The following is a 19,413-nucleotide window of genomic DNA, read 5'->3' as shown; positions in this document are numbered from 1 at the left end:
AAAGAAAGCGTAACAGCTCACTGATCAAGCGATCCTGCGCGGAAAATGTAACGGGGCTCAAGCCAGTCGCCGAAGATATGGGTGCACTTATGTGCGCGGTAGCGGAGCGTTCCGTAAGCCGGTGAAGGTCAGGCGTGAGCCTGGCTGGAGGTATCGGAAGTGAGAATGCTGACATGAGTAACGATAGGAGTGTGAGAGACACTCCCGCCGAAAGACCAAGGGTTCCTGCGTAAAGCTAATCTGCGCAGGGTTAGTCGGCCCCTAAGGCGAGGCTGAAAAGCGTAGTCGATGGGAAGCAGGTAAATATTCCTGCACCAGCCAGAAGTGACGGATGGCGCAACTTGTCAGGGCTTATTGGATTGTCCTGGCAGGGAAGTTGTCCCTGGAAATAACTCTGGCAGAGACCGTACCCGAAACCGACACAGGTGGTCAGGTAGAGCATACCAAGGCGTTTGAGAGAACTATGCTGAAGGAACTCGGCAAATTGCACGCGTAACTTCGGAATAAGCGTGACTCTGCTAAGGGCAACCTATGTAGAGTGGCACAAGCCAGGGGGTAGCGACTGTTTAGCAAAAACACAGGGCTCTGCGAAGCAGCAATGCGACGTATAGGGTCTGACGCCTGCCCGGTGCCTGAAGGTTAAAGGGAGATGTGAAAGCGTCGAACTGAAGCCCAGGTAAACGGCGGCCGTAACTATAACGGTCCTAAGGTAGCGAAATTCCTTGTCGGGTAAGTTCCGACCTGCACGAATGGCGTAACGACTTCCCCACTGTCTCCAGCATAGGCTCAGTGAAATTGAATTCCCCGTGAAGATGCGGGGTTCCCGCGGTCAGACGGAAAGACCCTATGAACCTTTACTATAGCTTCGCCTTGGCGTTAGCGACCGTATGTGTAGGATAGGTGGGAGGCTATGAAGCCGGGGCGCCAGCACCGGTGGAGCCATCCTTGAAATACCACCCTTACTGTCGTTGACGTCTAACCGAGGGCCGTTATCCGGTCCCGGGACATGGCGTGGTGGGTAGTTTGACTGGGGCGGTCGCCTCCTAAAGTGTAACGGAGGCGCGCGATGGTGGGCTCAGACCGGTCGGAAATCGGTCGTCGAGTGCAATGGCATAAGCCCGCCTGACTGCGAGACTGACAAGTCGAGCAGAGACGAAAGTCGGCCATAGTGATCCGGTGGTCCCGAGTGGAAGGGCCATCGCTCAACGGATAAAAGGTACTCTAGGGATAACAGGCTGATTTTGCCCAAGAGTCCATATCGACGGCAAAGTTTGGCACCTCGATGTCGGCTCATCACATCCTGGGGCTGGAGCAGGTCCCAAGGGTTCGGCTGTTCGCCGATTAAAGTGGTACGTGAGCTGGGTTCAGAACGTCGTGAGACAGTTTGGTCCCTATCTGCCGTGGGTGTTCGAAGCTTGAGAGGATCTGTCCCTAGTACGAGAGGACCGGGATGGACATACCTCTGGTGTACCTGTCATGGCGCCAGCTGTGCAGCAGGGTAGCTAAGTATGGAATAGATAACCGCTGAAAGCATCTAAGCGGGAAACTAACCTCAAAACAAGGCTTCGCTGAGGATCGTGGAAGACTACCACGTTGATAGGCCGGGTGTGGAAGTGCGGCGACGCATGAAGCTTACCGGTACTAATAATCCGATCGGTTTGATCGTTTCTCAGATAAACTCATTCGATTTTCCTTCGGCAGCGCGCCGAAGATGACAATGTCTTCTCATTACAGTCGATATCCTCCTGGTTGACCTGGTGGCTATGTCGGAGGTTCCCCACCCGATCCCATCCCGAACTCGGTCGTTAAGCCCTCCAGAGCCGATGGTACTATGTCTCAAGGCATGGGAGAGTAGGTCGCCGCCGGGTCTACCAGGCGGATATCTCTGTAATGTTGCTCTTCACGAGCTCTCTCGAACACCTTCCTTCACACTACCGTTTGCCGCGGGATGGAGCAGCCCGGTAGCTCGTCAGGCTCATAACCTGAAGGTCGCAGGTTCAAATCCTGCTCCCGCACCCAAACTTCAAAACGCCCCGCTGATCCCAGCGGGGCGTTTTGCGTTCCACGCCTGATCCTCAAGGCCGCGGAAACAGCAGGCCTGCAAAAGCCGGGATCGCCCGCTCGGCCGCGCCCTGTCCGTCCGGGTCGGCCGACGAACGGCGCGCGGCGCCGGAAATCCAGTGCGAGATCAGAAGGGCGTCCAGTCGCGTCAGCCAGGGCGTGACGGGGCCGAGGAAGCTGAAGGTGGTCGCGCCGCGGCTGTAGCGAACCCGGGCCGCGAAATCGGCCAGGGCCGGATCCCGCGTGGCGGAGAAGAAGAAGGTTTCGAAGGCCCGGACGCGCGGCGCCGACTGCCCGACCGCCAGGAAGGTCAGGATGTGTCGGCCGAGGTCGTCGTGGTCCGCGCTGACGGCTCCCGCCCTCTGGGCCGAGGCGACGATGCTCTGATAGAGCCAGGCGTAGCCGGCCGCCATCAGGGCGGTGCGCGTGGGGAAGTGGTGGGTCACGGCCCCGAGGCTCAGGCCGGCCCGCATCGCCGTGGCGCGGTGCGTCAGGGCCCCCTCGCCGCCCTCGTCGACGGCCTCGACCACCGCCTGGGCGATCTTGGCCGCGGCCCCCGCCAGAGGCGGAAAGATGGTCGCGCGTTGTGACAGGGCCTCGGCCGCCGTCCGCCACGGTGCGGACCGGCCAAGGAGTTCGGTGTCGCCCGACAGCCGCGCGGTCAGGCGGACGCAGACCTCCTCCAGCCCTGCCCGGTCATGCGGGGCGCGCCAGCGCGCGAGGTGTCCAAACCGCTCGGACTGGAGGACCGCGGCCGCTACGGGCGCGAGGTGGGCCGGCAAGGAGAAGCGGGGCAGGGCGACGGCCCAGAATTCGTCCCACAGGCCGATCCACTGGCCGGCGGTGTCGGAAACCTCCCAGGCCATGGCGGCGGAATCGCAGGCCTCTGCCTGGGCGAGGACGCGCCGATGCGTGCACCAGTCGTCGATGACGGCGGTCGCGAAGGGCGGAAAGGCGGCGGGAGGCCAGGGCGCCCCGGCCTCGGCCTCGGCCAGCCGCGCCATGAGCCAGCCGCGGGTTTCAGTGATCGCCTGAAGCTGGGCGATGCCGTACAATCGTTCCAGAGAGTCAAAGTGGTAGTTGATGGCCGAAGGGGAGGCTCCGGCCCGCGCCGCCACGACCCGCGCGGTGGCTCCCGCGATTCCCGATTCGGCCATCTGGGCCAGATAGGCCTCAATGATGTCTCCGGCCCGCGTGGTGCGGCTGTCCAGGGAAGAAGGCGGGGAGGCGGACGATCTCGACATGATCCTTGTGTGCCGGGCCGTGGCGTCCGGGGCAACCTTGGCCGCGGCTTGTCGCTCAACCTTCGCAATAGCGTCGCGGAGATCGAGAACAACTGTTCTGAAACAGCGAAACAAGCGTTCTAAACGGACGGCCATCCAGTCGCGTCGGGGGTGTCGCCATGTCCAACAATCGTTCCAGTGTCCTGCGTTTCCTTCTCGGCGGCGGCGTCGCCGCCATCGCCCTCCTCGCCGGTACGGCCCAGGCCCAGACCGCCGCAGCCTCCACGGCCCAGGATGAGGCCCAGGCCGTCGACGACGTGGTCGTCACCGCCCGCCCCATCGTCGGCAGCCAGCGCGCCGCTCTGAACCAGCAACGCAATGCCGACAATCTGATCAATGTCATCGCCGCCGACACCGTCGGCCAGTTCCCCGACCAGAACTCGGCCGCGGCCCTCGCCCGCCTGCCGGCCGTGGCCGTCCAGCGCGACCAGGGCCAGGAACGTTATCTGCAGGTCCGCGGCGGTCCGAACCGCTGGACCAGCGTTTCGGTCGACGGCGTCAACATCATCGGCGTCGACGAAGGCGGCGTCTCGCGCGCCTTCCGCTTCGACGCCGTCCCGGCCGTGATCCTGAGCGCGCTGGAAGTGAACAAGTCGCTGACGCCCGACCTGCCGGGCGAGGCCATTCTGGCGCGGGTCAATCTGCGCACCTTCTCCCCGTTCGACCGAAGCGGCCTGCATGCCCAGGGCGACCTCGGCTACGGCGAGATGAAGTTGGGCGGCGGTCCCCAGGAACAGGCGGCCCTGCGCGCCTCCTGGTCCGGTGACCGCTTCGGCGTGATGGCCGCGGCCTCCCACTATGAGCGCGAGCAGATCACCGATAACCGCGAGTTCGCCTATGATGCGACGACCGGCCTGCCGACCACCTTCGACATCCGCAACTATCGCGTCACCCGATCCAGCGAGGCGGCGATGCTGGGTCTGGCCTTCCGTCCGGCGGACGGCCACGAGATCTTCCTGAAGACCCTCTATTCGAACTTCAACGATGACGAGGAGCGCAACCAGTATGTGCTCGAGCTGGGTCAGGCCGCCGCCGCCGGTCGCGGGACCATCGGCGCGACCACGGGCAGCCTGGTCGGGGTTCCGGTCACCGGCGCCTTCAACTACGGCGAATACCGCAACGACAACTGGATCACGACGCTCGGCGGCGACCATCATATGGCCGGCTGGGACGTCGCCTGGCGCATCAACTATACCGAGACCGAGAACAGCACCTACCTGCCGCTGATGCGCCAGATGTGGGTCGATCCGCGCTCGGCGCCGTCGCTGACCTATGACCGCTCCAACCCCAACCTGCCGTTGGTCACCCTCTATGACACCGCCGTCGGTCCGACGGGCCTGACCCGGGGCGCGGCGCGGACCACGCTCAGCCAGGGCAATCCGACGGTCAACATCCTGATCCCGATCGTCAGCCAGGTGAACACCGAGAGCTGGGTCTACAAGGCCGACGTCAGCCGCACCCTGGATCTGGGCGGTCGCGAGGTCCAGGTCTCGGCTGGTCTGGAGTATGACAGCCGCGATGTCGCCGGCGCCGCCGTCTCGACCTCCACGGTCCTGGTGTTCAACAGCCTGCTACCGCGCATCGGGGCGACCTTCAACGCCGCCGACTATGTCACCAGCCAGCCCTGGCGCACCGGCTTCCCGCTCGGCTTCGGCATCAACTGGGTGGACAACACCGCGATGCGTCGTGACATCGACGCCATCCTGGGCAAGCTCCAGACCGCCGGCCTCTACGACCCCGCCGCCCTGACGCCGAAGAACGGCGGCTATGTCATCGGCGAGGACCTGATCTCGGGCTATGCCATGGCCAGGTTCCAGGCCGGTCCGGCCCAGATCGTCGCCGGTTTGCGCGTCGAACACATGGCCCAGGACATCGGCGGCTTCGTTCCGGGCACGGGCGGCTTCACCCCGGTGAACACCAGCCAGGACGACACGAGCTTCTTCCCCAGCATCAATGTGAAGTTCGACCTGAAGGACGACATCGTGCTGCGCCTGTCGGCCCAGACCGGCATCGCGCGTCCCTCCTTCTCGGTCGTGCGCACCAGCGCCTCGATCGACGATATCGGCCGCCGGGTCACCGCCGGCAATCCGTATCTGGAGCCGGAACGCACCTGGGGCGGCGACGTCTCGCTGGAGTGGTATCTGCCGGGTTCGGGCCTGGCCTCGGCCGGCGCCTTCTATCGCAACGTCGACAATGTCCTGTTCGACAGCCAGACCAAGGTCACCGGCGATCTGTTCGACGCTCCGGGTCTGGACCGCACGGGCTATGACTACGTCACCACCCTGAACGGCGGCCAGGGCAAGCTGTACGGCGTGGAACTGGCCTATATGCAGCAGTTCGTCTTCCTGCCCGGCGCCTGGAGCGGCTTCGGCTTCCAGGGTAATCTGTCGCTGCTGGACGGCGATTTCGAGGCTCCGGACGGCCGCACCGTCGCCTTCCCGGGCGTGTCGAGCACCATCGTCAACGCCTCGCTGTTCTACGAGAATTTCGGCCTGTCGGCGCGCCTCAGCTACCAGTGGCGCTCGGCCTGGATCGATACGCTCGACTTCGCCGGCTTCGGCGACCAGATGCGCGACGCCTATGACAACGTCGACCTGTCGCTGCGCTATGCGGTTACCGGGAACGCCTCGCTCTACTTCGACGCCAACAACCTGACCGACGAGACCTATGTCGCCTACGAGGGCGACGTCCAGCACCCGACCGAGGTCGAGCAGATCGGCCGCCGCTATCTGGCCGGCGTGCGCTTCCGCTTCTGATCCCGAAAAGAAAGGACACCGAGATGAAGAGGCTTCTTCTCAGCGCCGCAGCCCTGATGCTGGCCGTCGCCCCGGTCCAGGCATCCTTCGCCCAGACCGTACCCGCCCCCGCACAAGCCCAATCGCAGGAGCATTCGCGCCTCCTGCCGCTGGAGGGGGTGCAGAACGCCCGTGATATCGGCGGTTATCGTACCGCTGACGGGCGCATGGTGAAGTGGGGCTTGATCTATCGGACGGCCGAGCTGTCGCACCTGACGGAACACGACAAGGCCCTGCTGGAGGCGCGCGGCCTGCGCTCCATCCACGATCTGCGCACCGTTGAGGAACGCCGCGCCCAGCCGACGATCTGGACCGATGCGAACGCCCCGACCATCACCGCCTTCGACTATTCCATGGACACCCTGGGCTTCGCGGCCCTGTTCCAGGGCGGCATGCCGACGGCGGACCGGGCGCGGGAGGTCTTTGCGGCCTCCTATCCGGAGATGTTGAAGTCGCAACGGCCGCAACAGCGGGCCCTGTTCGAGGAGCTGCTGCGCGGTGAGGGGGCAGTCCTCTATCACTGCTCGGCCGGCAAGGACCGGACGGGCATGGCCACGGCCCTGATCCTGTCGGCCCTCGGCGTGCCGCGCGAGACCATCCTGACGGACTATGAGCTGTCCAATCAGTACTACCGCCCCGACGCCTCGCCGGAGGCCGTCGCCGCCAATCCGCAAGCCGCCGCCTTCATGCGACTTCCGGCTGATATCCGCGCCGTCTTCATGGGCGTGGACAAGCGCTACCTGCAGGCGGTCTTCGATCTGATCGACCGCGATTACGGCTCGGTCGAGGTCTATCTCGACCGCGAACTGGGCGTCGATGCGGCTGACATCGCGCGCCTGAAGGCCCTGTACCTGGTCTGATCCCCGGACTGATGACAGGCGAACGCCCCCCGGTTCCGCCGGGGGGCGTTGTGCGTTTGGGGCTGTCCGACGTCGGAGCTTGAAACCTGTGGGGGCTGTCGTGCGAACCCTGTCCAAAGGCCGAGGTTTCATGTGGGAGCCGGAAATGCGATGTCGGGCGTTCGAGGCGCGAAAGGAGCGGATTATGAGACGGGAAGGGCGATCGGCATGACGATCCTGTTCCAGTCCGTCCCGTCCATGGCGCCTCATCGATCCGCCCTGATCGACCCGTTCGGACGGCGGATCGACTATCTGCGCGTCTCGGTCACCGACCGTTGCGACCTGCGCTGCGTCTACTGCATGGCCGAACGCCAGACCTTCCTGCCGCGCGAGGATCTGCTGACGCTGGAGGAGCTGGACCGGCTCTGCACGACCTTCATCGGTCTCGGCACGCGACGGCTCAGGCTAACCGGCGGCGAGCCGCTGGTGCGCAAGGGGTTCATGGATCTGGTGGCGGGACTGTCGCGCCATCTGCGATCGGGCGACCTCGATGAGTTGACCCTGACCACCAACGGAACGCGGCTGGCCGAACACGCGGAAGATCTGGCCCGCCACGGCGTGCGGCGGATCAATGTCTCGCTGGATACGCTCGATCCCGAAACCTATCGCCGGATCACCCGGGGCGGGGACCTGGCGCGGGTCATGGCCGGGCTGGACGCGGCTCAGGCCGCCGGGCTGGAGGTCAAGATCAACGCCGTGGCCCTGAAGGGGGACAATGCCGGCGAACTGGCCGGGATGGTGCGGTGGGCTCATGGTCGGGGCATGGGGCTGACCCTGATCGAGACCATGCCGCTGGGCGAGACCGGGATCGACCGGACAGACCAGTATCTGCCGCTGTCGGAGGTGCGCGCCGGGTTCGAGGCGCAATGGACCCTGACGCCGATCGCGCGGCGCACGGCGGGGCCGGCCCGCTATGTCCGGGTCGAGGAGACGGGCGGCGTTCTCGGCTTCATCACCCCGATGAGCCATCGGTTCTGCGAGGCCTGCAATCGGGTGCGGGTGACCTGCACCGGCGATCTGGTCCTGTGCCTGGGACGCGAGGACGGCGTGGCGTTGCGGCCGGTGCTGCGAGACGATCCGCATACGGACGAACCGCTGCGCGAGGCGATCCGCGCGGCCGTCGGCGGTAAGCCCGAGGGGCATGATTTCCATATCGACCGGCCCGGGGCGGCGCCCGCCGTGGCGCGGCCGATGTCGATGACGGGGGGCTGAGGATGGCGACGGTGAAACTGTTCGGCGTCTTCCGCGATCTGACCGGCTGGAGCGAAAGCGTCATCGACGTCCCGACCCTGGGCGCGTTGAGGGCGAAGCTGGTCGCGGATCATCCGGGGCTGGCCGATCGGCTGGATCACCCAACGACCCTGGTGATCAAAAACGCGCTCATGCTGCACCGGAGCGAGCGCGGCGACGAACTGCCGCTGGAGGCCTCGGACGAGATCGCCTTCGGGCCGCCGGTCAGCGGGGGCTGAGGTGATCCGTATCCAGACCGAGCCCCTGTCCCCCGGCGAGTGGCTGGACGCCTTTTCGCACGGTCGTCAGGCGACCGGAGCGGTCGTCAGCTTCACCGGCCTGACCCGGGGAGGGGACGGGATCGCGCAGCTGGTGCTGGACGCCTATCCGGGCTTCACCGAGACGGTGATGGAAGGGATCGAGGCCGAGGCGCGGGCGCGGTTCGAGGCGCACGACATTCTGGCTGTGCACCGCTGGGGCCCGATCGCGGTGGGGGAGCCCATCGTTTTCGTCGCCGTCGCGGCGGCCCATCGCCGGGCGGCGTTCGAAGCCTGCGACTTCCTGATGGACCAATTCAAGACCCGCGCTCCCTTCTGGAAGAAGGAGGAGGGCCCGGGCGGTTCGCGCTGGGTCGAGCCGCGCGATCAGGACCGTGCCGACCTCGCCCGCTGGGAGACCCCAAATGACTGACGCGCCAGTGACCGACATCCTTCCCGCCCCCGCCGGCAAGCTTCTGGACGGCCCGCTGACGCCGGTGCGGATCGCGGTCCTGACCGTGTCGGACACACGCGACGAGGAGAGCGACACCTCGGGCCGGATCCTCGCCGACCGCATCGTCGAGGCGGGACACGTCTGCGCCGCGCGCGGCATCGTCCCGGATGACATCGGCGCCATCCGGACGCAGGTGAGGGCGTGGATTTCAGCGGGGGCGGCGGACGTCGTCATCACCACAGGCGGCACGGGCCTGACCGGGCGGGACGTGACGCCCGAGGCGCTGGAGCCGCTGTTCGACAAGCGGATCGACGGCTTCTCCGTGATTTTTCATCAGGTCAGCTACCAGACGGTCGGCCTGTCGACCCTGCAGTCGCGGGCGACGGCGGGGATCATCGACGGGGTCTTCGTCTTCTGCCTGCCGGGCTCGAACGGGGCGGTGCGCGACGGTTGGGACAAGGTCATCCGCTGGCAACTCGACAGCCGGCACCGGCCCTGCAACATGGTCGAACTGATGCCCCGGCTGCTGGAGCGATGATGCCGGACGACCCCTCCCGCCTGACCCATATCGACGCCGACGGTCGCGCCCGGATGGTCGACGTCTCCGACAAGGCCGAGACGGCGCGTGAGGCCACCGCGCGCGGCCGGATCGTCATGGCGCCGGAGACCCTGGCGCTCGCACTGTCGGGTGGCGGGAAGAAGGGCGACGTGCGGGCGGTCGCCGAGATCGCCGGGGTGATGGCGGCCAAGCGGACCGGCGACCTGATCCCGATGTGTCATCCCCTGATGCTGACCTCGGTCAAGGTCTCGGTCGAGCCGACCGCCGACGAAGCTGGGCTGGAGGTCACGGCGATCGTGCGGACCCGGGGGCAGACCGGGGTGGAGATGGAGGCCCTGACGGCGGCGACGGTGGCCCTGCTGACCCTCTACGACATGCTCAAGGCGGCGGATCGCGGCATGGTCATCGAACAGGTGCTGCTGCTGGCCAAGTCCGGCGGCGCCTCGGGCGACTGGACCCGCGCATGAGCCTGCCTACGGTGGAGGCGGCGCGCGCCGCCATGCTGGCGGCGACCCGGCCGCTGGGGACGATCTCCGTGCCGTTGCACGAGGCCGACGGGCGTCGGCTGGCCGAGCCGGTGCGGGCCATGCGCGACCAGCCGCCCTTTGACGCCTCGGCCATGGACGGCTGGGCGGTGCGGGTCGCCGACGTCGCCCGCGAGGCGCGGCTGGAGATCGTCGGCGAGAGCGCGGCGGGACGGCCCGTGGACCTGTCCGTCGAGCCGGGTCAGGCGGCGCGGATCTTCACCGGCGCGGCCCTGCCGGCGGGCGCCGACTATGTGGTGGTGCAGGAACAGGCCCGGCGCGACGGCGACCATGTGGTGCTGGAGGCCGCGCGTGGTCCGGCCGGCTACGTCCGTCCCAGGGGCGGCGACTTCCGCGAGGGGCAGGTCCTGCTGGAGGCGGGGGTGCGGCTTGATCCCTGGCGGCTGGCCCTTGCAGCCTCGGCGGGGTGGGCGCGGCTGGTCTGCGGCGGCCGACCGCGCGTCGCCATCCTGCCCAACGGCGACGAGCTGGTGGAGCCGGGTCAGGCCGCCGCCCCGCATCAGATCTACAACTCGGCCGGACCGGGTCTCGCCGCCTTCATCGGGCGTCAGGGCGGGGTGGCCAAACCGCTAAGGCCCGCGCGCGACGAGGACGCCGACATCCAGTCCCTGATCGAGGGCGCGGGCTTCGACCTTCTGGTCGCCGTCGGCGGGGCCTCGGTCGGCGACCACGACCGGGTCAAGCCCACACTCCGGGCCATGGGCGCCGAGCTTCAGGTCGAAGGCTGCGCCATGCGGCCGGGCAAGCCGGTCTGGTTCGCCCTCCTGCCCGACGGGCGGCCGGTGCTGGGCCTGCCCGGCAATCCGGCCTCGGCCCTGGTCTGTGCCGAGCTCTTCCTCGCCCCCATCCTGACGGTGCTTCAGGGCGGGACGGGCGAGACGGGGTTCGAGACGGCCATTCTCGCCGAGGCCCTGCCGTCCAACGGCCCGCGCGACCATTATATGCGTGCGCGCATCGAGACCGGCCGGGACGGCGCGCGGCGGGTGACGCCCTTCCCCAATCAGGATTCCTCGCTGGTCTCGGTCATGGCCCAGGCCGAGGTTCTGGTTCGGCGTCCGCCCTTCGCCCCGGCCGCGCCTCTGGGGTCGATCGTCGAAATTCTGCGTCCGAGAGGCTAGGGTCAGCGCCATGTTCAATCGCGGTTTTCTCCTCGCCGGTTTCGCCGTCTGCGCCGCCCTTGCCGGCTCGGCAGCGGCTCAATCTGCAGACCTGCCTGTCTGGGTGACCGGGGTCGATGGCGCGACCCGGATGCTGGAGGCGCCGGATATCGCGGCCCTGCCCCGGGTCTCGGTCCCGCTGACGATCCACGGTGAGACCCATGTCTTCGAAGGGCCGTTGCTGATCGATGTGTTGAAGGTGACGGGGGTGGAGACTGGTCCGGCCCTGCGCGGCCCGGCCCTGGCCCAGGCGGTCGTGGTGCGGGCCGCCGACGGCTATACGGTCGTCTTCGGTCTGGCCGAGCTGGACCCGGGCGTCCGGACCAACCGGATCATCCTAGCCGACACCGTCGACGGCGCGCCCCTGACCGCCGAGGACGGGCCGTTCCGGCTGGTGGCCGAGGGCGACGTCCGCCCCGCTCGCTCTGTGCGTCAGGTCTCGGCGTTCCAGATCGTGCGCTTTCCCGTCCCCCCGGCGCATCCATGAGCGGGATTTCGCGCCGCGCCGCTCTGACCGCCCCCTTGCTGGGGATGCTTCTGGTGGCCTCCGCCTGTTCGCGGGCGCAGGAGGAGACGGCCGCTCCGGTCACCGTCTTCGCCGCCGCCTCCCTGACCGACGCCTTGACCGAGCTCGCCGGGATCTGGCGGCGCAAGACCGGCCAGACCGTCCGCCTGTCCTTCGCCGCCAGCGGCCAGATCGCGCGCCAGGTTGAGGCCGGGGCGCCCGCTGATGTGATCATACTGGCCGATACCCCGTGGATGGACCGTCTGGCCGCCGCCCACCGGATCAATCTGGACAGCCGTCAGGACCTGCTGGGCAACCGGCTGGTGCTGGTCGCCGCGCCGGACGCGCGCATCGAGGGCGACCCGCTGGTCTGGCTGAAGCGGACGCGCGGCAAGCTCGTTATCGGCGATCCCGACAGCGTTCCGGCCGGCGCCTATGCCCGCGACTGGCTGAAGGCGCGGGGCGTCTGGGACGGGCTGCAGGGCTCGCTCGTCACCGCCGCCGACGTCCGGGCCGTGCGCGGCTTCGTCGCCCGGGGCGAGGCCCGGCTGGGTGTCGTCTACCGCAGCGACACGGTGGGCGCGGCCGGGGTCCGGGTGGTCGAGGAACCGCCGGCCTCGGAACAGCCCCGTATCGTCTATCCGGCCGCCATGCGGACCGGAGCGCCCGAGGCCTCCAAATCCTTCCTGCGCTGGCTGCCGACGGTCGAGGCGGGCGCCGTCTTCCGCCGTTACGGCTTCGAGCCCCTGAGCTGAGGAGCCGCCGGTCCTGTTCGCGTCCCTGACTCCATTTGAAACCGAAGCCCTGTGGCTGTCGCTGAAGGTGGCGGCGGCCTCGCTCCTCGGCGTCGTTCCGGTGTCGTTGGGACTGGCCCTGCTGCTGGCGCGCGGGCGGTTTCCCGGGAAATGGCTGGTCGAGGCCCTCGTCAACCTGCCTCTGGTTCTGCCGCCCGTGGTCACGGGGCTGGTCCTGCTGATCGTCTTCGGGGTTCGGGGACCGGTCGGAGGCTGGTTGCACGACGTCTTCGGGGTGACCCTGGCCTTCCACTGGACCGGCGCGGCCCTGGCCGCGGGGGTCATGGCCCTGCCGCTGGTCGTGCGGCCGCTCAGGCTGTCGCTGGAGGCGGTGGATCGGCGGCTGGAAGAGGCGGCCGCCACGCTCGGCGCCCCGCCTTTACAGGTTCTCACGCGGGTCACCCTGCCGCTGGCCGCCCCGGGGCTGGTCGCGGGGGCGGTGCTGGGCTTTGCCCGGGCCTTCGGGGAGTTCGGGGCCACCGTGACCTTCGCCGGCTCCATCCCCGGCGAGACCCAGACCCTGCCGGTCGCCATCTATACGGTGCTGCAGCGTGCGGACGGGGAACAGGCGGCCCTGCGGCTGGCCCTGCTGTCGGTTCTGGTGTCCGTGGGCGCCCTCGTCATCGCCGAATGGATCAACCGCCGCGCCCTGAGCCGGAGGGGCGCATGAGCGTCTCCTTCTGGGTGCGCGCCCGGCGCGGCGACTTCGCCCTCGACGCGGCCTTCGAGGCCTCGGGCAAGGCGATCGCCCTGGTCGGCCCCTCGGGGGCGGGCAAGACCACCCTGCTGCAGGGGTTGGCGGGCCTGATCCCGGCTGAGGAGGTCCGGCTGACGGTCGACGACCGGACGCTGGTGGATACGGCCATGGGGCTGGCCCCGCCGCCGCATCAGCGTGGCCTCGGCTATGTGTTTCAGGACGGGCGGCTGTTCCCGCATCTGTCGGTCGGCGGCAATGTCGCCTTCGGGACCCGCTGGGCGGCGAACCCGATGACGGTCGCCGAGGCCCTGAAACTGGTCGATCTGGAGGGCTTCGCGCACCGCCGCCCGACAAGCCTCTCGGGCGGAGAGATGCGTCGTGTGGCCATCGCCCGGGCGCTTCTGCCGCGCCCCCGCCTGCTGCTGCTCGACGAGCCCTTCGCCGGGCTGGACGACGGCCGGCGTCAGGCCCTGATTCCGTATCTGGTGAAGCTGCGCGACACGGTGAAGACGCCGATGATCGTGGTCTCCCACGACGACCGCGATGTCGCCGCCCTGGCCGAGACCGTCCTGATGCTGGATCGCGGGCGGTCAGTCTGACCAGATCAGGGGCTCAGAAGCTTTTCCAACTCGCTACGGCGATGCTGTAGCGTTTCCAGATCATGTTGGAGGTCGTCTAATCTTGCCTTCTGTAAGTCGATCTTTCGACGTGTGGCGTCGGCTCGATAGTTGAGGCCAGAATCAACAAAATTGGCCAACTCAATTTTAAGATCGTGCAATTCCAATTGCTCTGAAGCCATATCTTGGCTTATGGCGATGTTTCTTTGAACTTCTGAAAGTTCACTTTGAAGTTCTTTTCTTCTCTGTTCCGATATAGCGGCTCTTCTTGCCTCTCTGTCTTCTGAGTTTTTTCGTATCTCGGTGTCCAGATCGGTCCGCAGCTGTTCAAGCTGCAGTTTGTTTTCCTCCAATTTGGCCAGCCTGCCCTGATCAAAACGGCCGGTGGAAAAGGCGGCCACAGATAGAACCAGACCCGCGAGGGCAATCATTGTCGCAGGAGATTTCCAGCCTTCAGCCATCGGGGTCTCCAGTCACGTTTGTTTTGAAGCCTGCGCGCGGCCCAACCTCGGAAACCCACGGTGTTTGATGAGATGGTTGATAGCGCGGTCTGGCGTGCGCTCGTTTCGGTTGTGATGTGAACCGACCATGGATAGACCCGGAAATCAACATGGGATACCGGTGTTTTACGAATTTGGGGCCAGGTGTCGGACTGGCGCTTACCGAGCCCAACAGATTTTCGGCGGATCTCGCCACCCCAACTGACAGTCGAGGGCGCGGCGCGCGTGGGACTTTTGAGGGGGCCGAAAAGCAAAGGGGGCCGACAGCGATGCTGTCGGCCCCCAGGAAATTGGTGGAGCTTAGCGGAGTCGAACCGCTGACCTCTTGCATGCCATGCAAGCGCTCTACCAGCTGAGCTAAAGCCCCGTTCCGAAGGTTTGATCCCCCGGTGGGTGTCGTCCGGTTCCCTGTGGTCCCCGGCGAGGCGGCGTTAGTATGTCAGGCCGATTTTTCGATCAAGCCCGATTCTGATTTTATTTTCCGCCGCCTTCTGAAGGTCTCGCGCAAGCTCCGGAAACCGGGTTGGGCCCGGCTTCCGGCATGTCGCTGTTCGATCAGAGATCGTCGTCGTCGGCGCCGCCCTTGGCGATGTCCTCGTCGAAGGCGTCGTCGTCTTCGTCCTCGATGAAGGGCACGGAGTCGTCGTCATCGTCGGCCAGGACGTCGTCGTCGTCGCCGTCGGTGGACCCCATGCCGGGCTCGTCGGTCGGGTCGGTGACGCTGTCGTCCTCGTCGTCCGGCGTCAGGATCGGCTCATGGCCTTCCTCGTCGATTTCCGGGGTTGCGACGTCCTCTTCCTCGTCCTCGTCGTCCGAGACCTTCTTCTCGTCGACCTGATCGTCGGCGTCGTCGGCGGCGTAACCGCCCGGACGGCCGCGGCGGCTGCGCAGCTTGATCGCTTCTTCAGGATCGAACTCGGTGTCGCATTTCGGGCAGTGGGCGGGACGACGGTTCAGGTCGTAGAATTTGGCCTGGCAGTTCGGACAGACCTGCTTGGCGCCAAGTTGGGGATCGGCCACGTGAGGGGAGCCTTTGATTGGGTGTGGGGATTTCGGTCGCGTCCCTTGCCACTGTGGGGGCTCGCTGTCAAAAGCCGTCTTTGGTCCCGGCGGCTGCACTGCGGCCGCGATCGCGGGGCGCACCCCCTCCATTTTTCTCTTTCCGGAGCCCACGCGGGTGTCTTCCGTCTCTCATCTGACCTCCAAGCCCGGCTCGGCCCTGACCGGAACGGTCCGCGCACCGGGCGACAAGTCCATGTCCCACCGCTCGATGATCCTGGGCGCCATGGCGACCGGCGTGACCGAGGTCGAGGGCCTGCTGGAGGGCGATGACGTCCTGGCCACCGCCCGGGCCGCCGAGGCCTTCGGCGCGACGGTCGAGCGTCTGGGGGACGGGAAATGGCGTGTGACGGGCAAGGGCGGCTTCGAAAGTCCCGCCTCGGTCATCGACTGCGGCAACGCCGGCACGGGCGTGCGCCTGCTGATGGGCGCGGCGGCCGGCTATCCGATCACCGCGACCTTCGATGGCGACGCCTCCCTGCGCGGCCGCCCCATGGGCAGGGTCACCGACCATCTGAGCCGCATGGGTGCGACCTTCGACTGGAGCGGAAAGGCGGGGCTTCTGCCCGCCACCCTGACCGGCGGGACGTTGACAGCCATCGATCACGTCCAGACCGTCGCCTCGGCCCAGGTCAAGTCGGCCATTCTTCTGGCCGGTCTGAACGCCGAGGGCGTGACCGCGGTCACCGAGCCGGAGAAGAGCCGCGACCACACCGAACGGATGCTGCGCGCCTTCGGGGCCACCGTTGACGTCGAAGAGGCTGGCGAGGGCTGGATCATCCGTCTCAAGGGCGGTCAGCCCCTGACCGGGACCGCCGTCGCCGTGCCGGGTGACCCGTCCTCGGCGGCCTTCCCGCTGGCGGCGGGGCTGATCGTCCCGGGGTCCTCGGTGACGGTCGAGGGCGTCATGCTGAACCCGCTGCGCACCGGCCTGTTCGACACCTGGATCGAGATGGGCGCGGACCTGACCATCGCCAACCGTCGCGAGAGCGGCGGCGAAGAGGTCGGCGACATCACCGCCCGCCATTCGGCGCTCAAGGGCGTGGTCGTGCCGGAAGAGCGCGCCGCCTCCATGATCGACGAATATCCGATCCTGGCCGCCATCGCCGCCTTCGCGGACGGTGTGACGGTCATGCGCGGCGTCGGCGAGATGCGGGTCAAGGAGAGCGACCGCATCAAGTTGATGGTCGACGGCCTGCGCGCCTGTGGCGTCGCGGTCGAGGAGGAGGCCGAAGGCTTCCTCGTGACCGGTGGTCCGGTTCCGGGCGACGCCACGGTCCACACCGCCCACGACCACCGCATCGCCATGAGCCATCTGGTGCTCGGCCTCGCCGCCGCCGCCCCGGTGACCGTGGACGAGCCCGACATGATCGCCACCAGCTTCCCCGGCTTCGTCGATTTGATGAACGGCCTCGGCGGGTCTATCGGTTAACGGTGACTACGCCTTCGCTCATCATCGCCGTCGACGGACCCGCCGCCTCGGGCAAGGGGACCATCGCCGCGCGTCTGGCCGCCGAATACGGCCTGCCGCATCTCGATACCGGCCTGCTCTACCGCGCGGTGGGGTTGAAGGTGCTCGACGCCGGCGGCTCGCTGGACGACGGAGCCGCCGCCGAGGTCGCCGCCCGGTCACTGGAGGTCTCGGGTCTTTCGGACAATCCGCGCCTGACCACGGGCGAGGCCGGAGAGGCCGCCAGCCGCATCGCCGGCTATCCGGGCGTGCGCGCCGCCCTGCTGGAGCTGCAACAGGATTTCGCGCGCCAGTCGGGCGGGGCGGTGCTGGACGGCCGCGACATCGGCACCGTCATCGCGCCTGACGCCCCGGCCAAGCTGTTCGTCACCGCCACGCCCCACACCCGCGCCACGCGCCGCTGGAAGCAGCTGACCGCGCGCGGCGACCAGATCGGCTTCGACGAGATGCTGGCCGACATCGTCCGCAGGGACGAGCGCGACGCCGGCCGCGGCGCCGCCCCCATGGTCCAGGCCGAGGACGCGGTCTTGCTGGATACGACCGATATGGATATAGAGACCGCCTTCGATGCGGCCCGCCGTATCGTCGAGGCGGCGCGCGCCCGTTAGGCCATGGGCCCTGACGGACAAATCCAACGCTCCCATCCTCGGCTTCCGCGGGCGTCCTGCTTCAGTTGCTTCAACTGGGACTCGCCTCGTCGCGATTGAATTCCCAACTTCTGTTCCACCTCGCGCGGGGCCGTCCGGTCACGCGCCTCAGCCCATTCGGAAACACCAGAGCTACATGTCTGACACCCATAACCCCACGCGCGACGATTTCGCCGCGCTGCTCGACGAACAACTGCAGGGCCGCGACCTCGGCGAAGGCCAGGTCGTTCACGGCCGCGTCGTCGGCGTCGAAAAGGACATCATCATCATCGACGTCGGTCTGAAGACCGAAGGTCGTATCCCGGCCCGTGAATTCGGCATCGGCGAAGGCGCCGTGATCCCGAAGGTCGGCGACGACGTCGAAGTCTACCTCGAGCGCGTCGAGAACGCCCTGGGTGAAGCCGTCATCAGCCGCGACAAGGCTCGCCGCGAAGAAGCCTGGACCCGTCTGGAAGTCGTCTTCGCCGAAGGCGTGCCGGTCAACGGCGCCATCGTCGGCCGCGTCAAGGGCGGCTTCACCGTCGACCTGGGCGGCGCCTCGGCCTTCCTGCCGGGCTCGCAGGTCGACATCCGTCCGGTCCGCGACGTCGGCCCGCTGATGGGCAAGGAACAGCCGTTCCAGATCCTGAAGATGGACCGTCCGCGCGGCAACATCGTCGTCTCGCGTCGCGCCATCCTGGAAGAAGCCCGCGCCGAACAGCGCACCGAGCTGGTCGGCCAGCTGCAAGAGGGTGAAGTCCGCGACGGCGTCGTCAAGAACATCACCGACTACGGCGCGTTCGTGGACCTGGGCGGCATCGACGGCCTGCTGCACGTCACCGACATGTCGTGGAAGCGCGTCTCGCACCCCTCGCAGGTCCTCGCCGTCGGCGACACCGTCAAGGTCCAGATCGTCAAGATCAATCCGGACACCCAGCGTATTTCGCTGGGCATGAAGCAACTGCAGTCGGACCCCTGGGACGGCGTGGAAGCCAAGTACCCGGTCGGCGCCAAGTACACCGGCCGCATCACCAACATCACTGACTACGGCGCCTTCGTGGAGCTGGAAGCCGGCGTTGAAGGCCTGGTGCACGTCTCGGAAATGTCCTGGACCAAGAAGAACGTCCACCCCGGCAAGATCGTCTCGACCTCGCAGGAAGTCGACGTGGTCGTTCTGGACGTCGACGCCTCCAAGCGCCGCATCTCGCTGGGCCTGAAGCAGGCCCAGGACAACCCGTGGGACGCCTTCGTCGCCGCCCACCCGATCGGCTCGACCGTCGAGGGCGAAGTCAAGAACGCCACCGAGTTCGGCCTGTTCATTGGTCTGGACAACGATATCGACGGCATGGTGCACCTGTCCGACCTCGACTGGTCGGTTTCGGGTGAAGAAGCCATCCAGCGTTACCGCAAGGGCGAAATGGTCAAGGCCAAGGTCCTGGACGTCGACGTCGAGAAGGAACGCGTCTCGCTCGGCATCAAGCAGCTGGGCGGCGATCCCGTCGGCGACGGCGACACCTACAAGAAGGGTCAGACCGTCACCGTCACCGTCACCTCGATCGAAACGGGCGGCATCGAAGTCAAGTTCGGCGAAGACGACGCTCCGGTCTCCAGCTTCATCCGCAAGTCGGACCTGAGCCGCGACCGCAACGAGCAACGCACCGAGCGCTTCGCCGTCGGTGATCGCGTCGACGCCCAGATCACCGCCGTGGACAAGGCCTCGCGCCGCGTCTCGGTCTCGATCAAGGCGCTGGAAATGGCCGACGAGAAGGAAGCCATCGAGCAGTTCGGGTCCTCGGACTCGGGCGCCTCGCTGGGCGACATCCTCGGCGCGGCCCTGCGCGAGAAGGCCGGCAAGGACTGATCTCAGTCCTTCTGGTAGAAAGAATGGAGGCGGCCGGAGCGAT

18 protein-coding genes, 2 tRNA genes and 2 rRNA genes (1 of these 22 only partly in view) are annotated in these 19,413 nt (G+C 67.0%); 18 read left to right on the top strand and 4 right to left on the bottom strand.

From position 1 onward, the window contains the following. The 3 genes from ACW172_RS06205 to ACW172_RS06195 form a co-directional block, all read left to right on the top strand. A 23S ribosomal RNA gene (locus ACW172_RS06205) occupies window positions 1–1,666 on the top strand (it extends 1,116 nt beyond the left edge of the window). Window positions 1,667–1,753: 87 nt separating this feature from the next. Continuing rightward, window positions 1,754–1,868 (top strand): 5S ribosomal RNA (gene rrf, locus ACW172_RS06200). A gap of 74 nt (window positions 1,869–1,942) precedes the next feature. Beyond that, window positions 1,943–2,019 (top strand) — tRNA-Met (locus ACW172_RS06195). A gap of 56 nt (window positions 2,020–2,075) precedes the next feature. On the opposite strand, the gene ACW172_RS06190 is transcribed toward ACW172_RS06195, so the two are convergent. Next, window positions 2,076–3,305, bottom strand: coding sequence for a TetR/AcrR family transcriptional regulator (locus ACW172_RS06190; RefSeq protein ID WP_492034311.1), 1,230 nt, complete (start codon window positions 3,303–3,305; stop codon window positions 2,076–2,078). A gap of 158 nt (window positions 3,306–3,463) precedes the next feature. On the opposite strand from ACW172_RS06190, the gene ACW172_RS06185 reads away from it, so the two are divergent. The 12 genes from ACW172_RS06185 (at window position 3,464) to ACW172_RS06130 (ending at window position 13,835) form a co-directional block, all read left to right on the top strand. Then, window positions 3,464–6,100 carry a TonB-dependent receptor gene (locus ACW172_RS06185; protein ID WP_492034310.1) on the top strand — a complete coding sequence of 879 codons (2,637 nt, stop codon included), beginning with the start codon at window positions 3,464–3,466 and terminating at the stop codon, window positions 6,098–6,100. Between the two features lie 23 nt (window positions 6,101–6,123). Continuing rightward, window positions 6,124–6,999 (top strand): tyrosine-protein phosphatase, encoded by an 876-nt coding sequence (locus ACW172_RS06180; RefSeq protein ID WP_492034309.1) that lies wholly within the window; start codon window positions 6,124–6,126, stop codon window positions 6,997–6,999. A gap of 207 nt (window positions 7,000–7,206) precedes the next feature. Further along, window positions 7,207–8,250 (top strand): GTP 3',8-cyclase MoaA, encoded by a 1,044-nt coding sequence (moaA, locus tag ACW172_RS06175; RefSeq protein ID WP_492034308.1) that lies wholly within the window; start codon window positions 7,207–7,209, stop codon window positions 8,248–8,250. 2 nt (window positions 8,251–8,252) lie between these two features. Beyond that, window positions 8,253–8,507 (top strand): MoaD/ThiS family protein, encoded by a 255-nt coding sequence (locus ACW172_RS06170; RefSeq protein ID WP_492034307.1) that lies wholly within the window; start codon window positions 8,253–8,255, stop codon window positions 8,505–8,507. Window position 8,508: 1 nt separating this feature from the next. Beyond that, on the top strand, window positions 8,509–8,958 hold the full coding sequence (locus tag ACW172_RS06165) for a molybdenum cofactor biosynthesis protein MoaE (protein WP_492034306.1): 450 nt from the start codon (window positions 8,509–8,511) through the stop codon (window positions 8,956–8,958). Beyond that, window positions 8,951–9,517 (top strand): molybdenum cofactor biosynthesis protein B, encoded by a 567-nt coding sequence (moaB, locus tag ACW172_RS06160; RefSeq protein WP_492034305.1) that lies wholly within the window; start codon window positions 8,951–8,953, stop codon window positions 9,515–9,517. Before ACW172_RS06165 ends, moaB begins: the two co-directional genes overlap by 8 nt. Further along, window positions 9,517–10,005 (top strand): cyclic pyranopterin monophosphate synthase MoaC, encoded by a 489-nt coding sequence (moaC, locus tag ACW172_RS06155; RefSeq protein ID WP_492034304.1) that lies wholly within the window; start codon window positions 9,517–9,519, stop codon window positions 10,003–10,005. Before moaB ends, moaC begins: the two co-directional genes overlap by 1 nt. Beyond that, window positions 10,002–11,201, top strand: a complete 1,200-nt coding sequence (locus ACW172_RS06150; protein ID WP_492034303.1) for a molybdopterin molybdotransferase MoeA — start codon at window positions 10,002–10,004, stop codon at window positions 11,199–11,201. The genes moaC and ACW172_RS06150 overlap by 4 nt, the downstream gene beginning before the upstream one ends. A gap of 10 nt (window positions 11,202–11,211) precedes the next feature. After that, the gene (locus tag ACW172_RS06145; RefSeq protein ID WP_492034302.1) at window positions 11,212–11,727 is read left to right on the top strand and encodes a molybdopterin-binding oxidoreductase; all 516 of its coding nucleotides are present in this window, start codon (window positions 11,212–11,214) and stop codon (window positions 11,725–11,727) included. After that, window positions 11,724–12,500 (top strand): molybdate ABC transporter substrate-binding protein, encoded by a 777-nt coding sequence (gene modA / locus ACW172_RS06140; RefSeq protein WP_492034301.1) that lies wholly within the window; start codon window positions 11,724–11,726, stop codon window positions 12,498–12,500. The genes ACW172_RS06145 and modA overlap by 4 nt, the downstream gene beginning before the upstream one ends. Before the next feature lie 67 nt (window positions 12,501–12,567). After that, complete coding sequence (modB, locus tag ACW172_RS06135; protein WP_492034300.1) at window positions 12,568–13,209, top strand: molybdate ABC transporter permease subunit; 642 nt, start codon at window positions 12,568–12,570, stop codon at window positions 13,207–13,209. Beyond that, a complete protein-coding gene (locus ACW172_RS06130) occupies window positions 13,206–13,835 on the top strand; it encodes an ATP-binding cassette domain-containing protein (protein WP_492034299.1) in 630 nt (209 codons plus the stop codon). The genes modB and ACW172_RS06130 overlap by 4 nt, the downstream gene beginning before the upstream one ends. Window positions 13,836–13,840: 5 nt before the next feature. On the opposite strand, the gene ACW172_RS06125 is transcribed toward ACW172_RS06130, so the two are convergent. The 3 genes from ACW172_RS06125 to ACW172_RS06115 all read right to left on the bottom strand — a co-directional run bounded on the left by ACW172_RS06125 (window position 13,841) and on the right by ACW172_RS06115 (window position 15,373). After that, on the bottom strand, window positions 13,841–14,314 hold the full coding sequence (locus tag ACW172_RS06125) for a hypothetical protein (RefSeq protein WP_492034298.1): 474 nt from the start codon (window positions 14,312–14,314) through the stop codon (window positions 13,841–13,843). A 330-nt stretch (window positions 14,315–14,644) separates the two neighbouring features. After that, a tRNA-Ala gene (locus ACW172_RS06120) sits at window positions 14,645–14,720 on the bottom strand. Between the two features lie 188 nt (window positions 14,721–14,908). Beyond that, window positions 14,909–15,373 (bottom strand): TIGR02300 family protein, encoded by a 465-nt coding sequence (locus ACW172_RS06115; RefSeq protein WP_492034297.1) that lies wholly within the window; start codon window positions 15,371–15,373, stop codon window positions 14,909–14,911. A 235-nt stretch (window positions 15,374–15,608) separates the two neighbouring features. On the opposite strand from ACW172_RS06115, the gene aroA reads away from it, so the two are divergent. The 3 genes from aroA to rpsA all read left to right on the top strand — a co-directional run bounded on the left by aroA (window position 15,609) and on the right by rpsA (window position 19,370). Then, complete coding sequence (gene aroA, locus ACW172_RS06110; protein WP_492034946.1) at window positions 15,609–16,844, top strand: 3-phosphoshikimate 1-carboxyvinyltransferase; 1,236 nt, start codon at window positions 15,609–15,611, stop codon at window positions 16,842–16,844. Window positions 16,845–16,846: 2 nt separating this feature from the next. Further along, window positions 16,847–17,491 carry a (d)CMP kinase gene (gene cmk / locus ACW172_RS06105; RefSeq protein ID WP_492034296.1) on the top strand — a complete coding sequence of 215 codons (645 nt, stop codon included), beginning with the start codon at window positions 16,847–16,849 and terminating at the stop codon, window positions 17,489–17,491. Window positions 17,492–17,666: 175 nt separating this feature from the next. Beyond that, window positions 17,667–19,370: a 30S ribosomal protein S1 gene (rpsA, locus tag ACW172_RS06100; protein WP_492034295.1), complete on the top strand. Its 1,704-nt coding sequence runs from the start codon at window positions 17,667–17,669 to the stop codon at window positions 19,368–19,370. Window positions 19,371–19,413 lie beyond the last annotated feature (43 nt).

It is taken from the genome of Brevundimonas sp. ALps5 (genome assembly GCF_058681645.1).
Note: the sequence above shows the minus strand (reverse complement) of the source record. Positions and strands in the feature narration are given on the sequence as shown.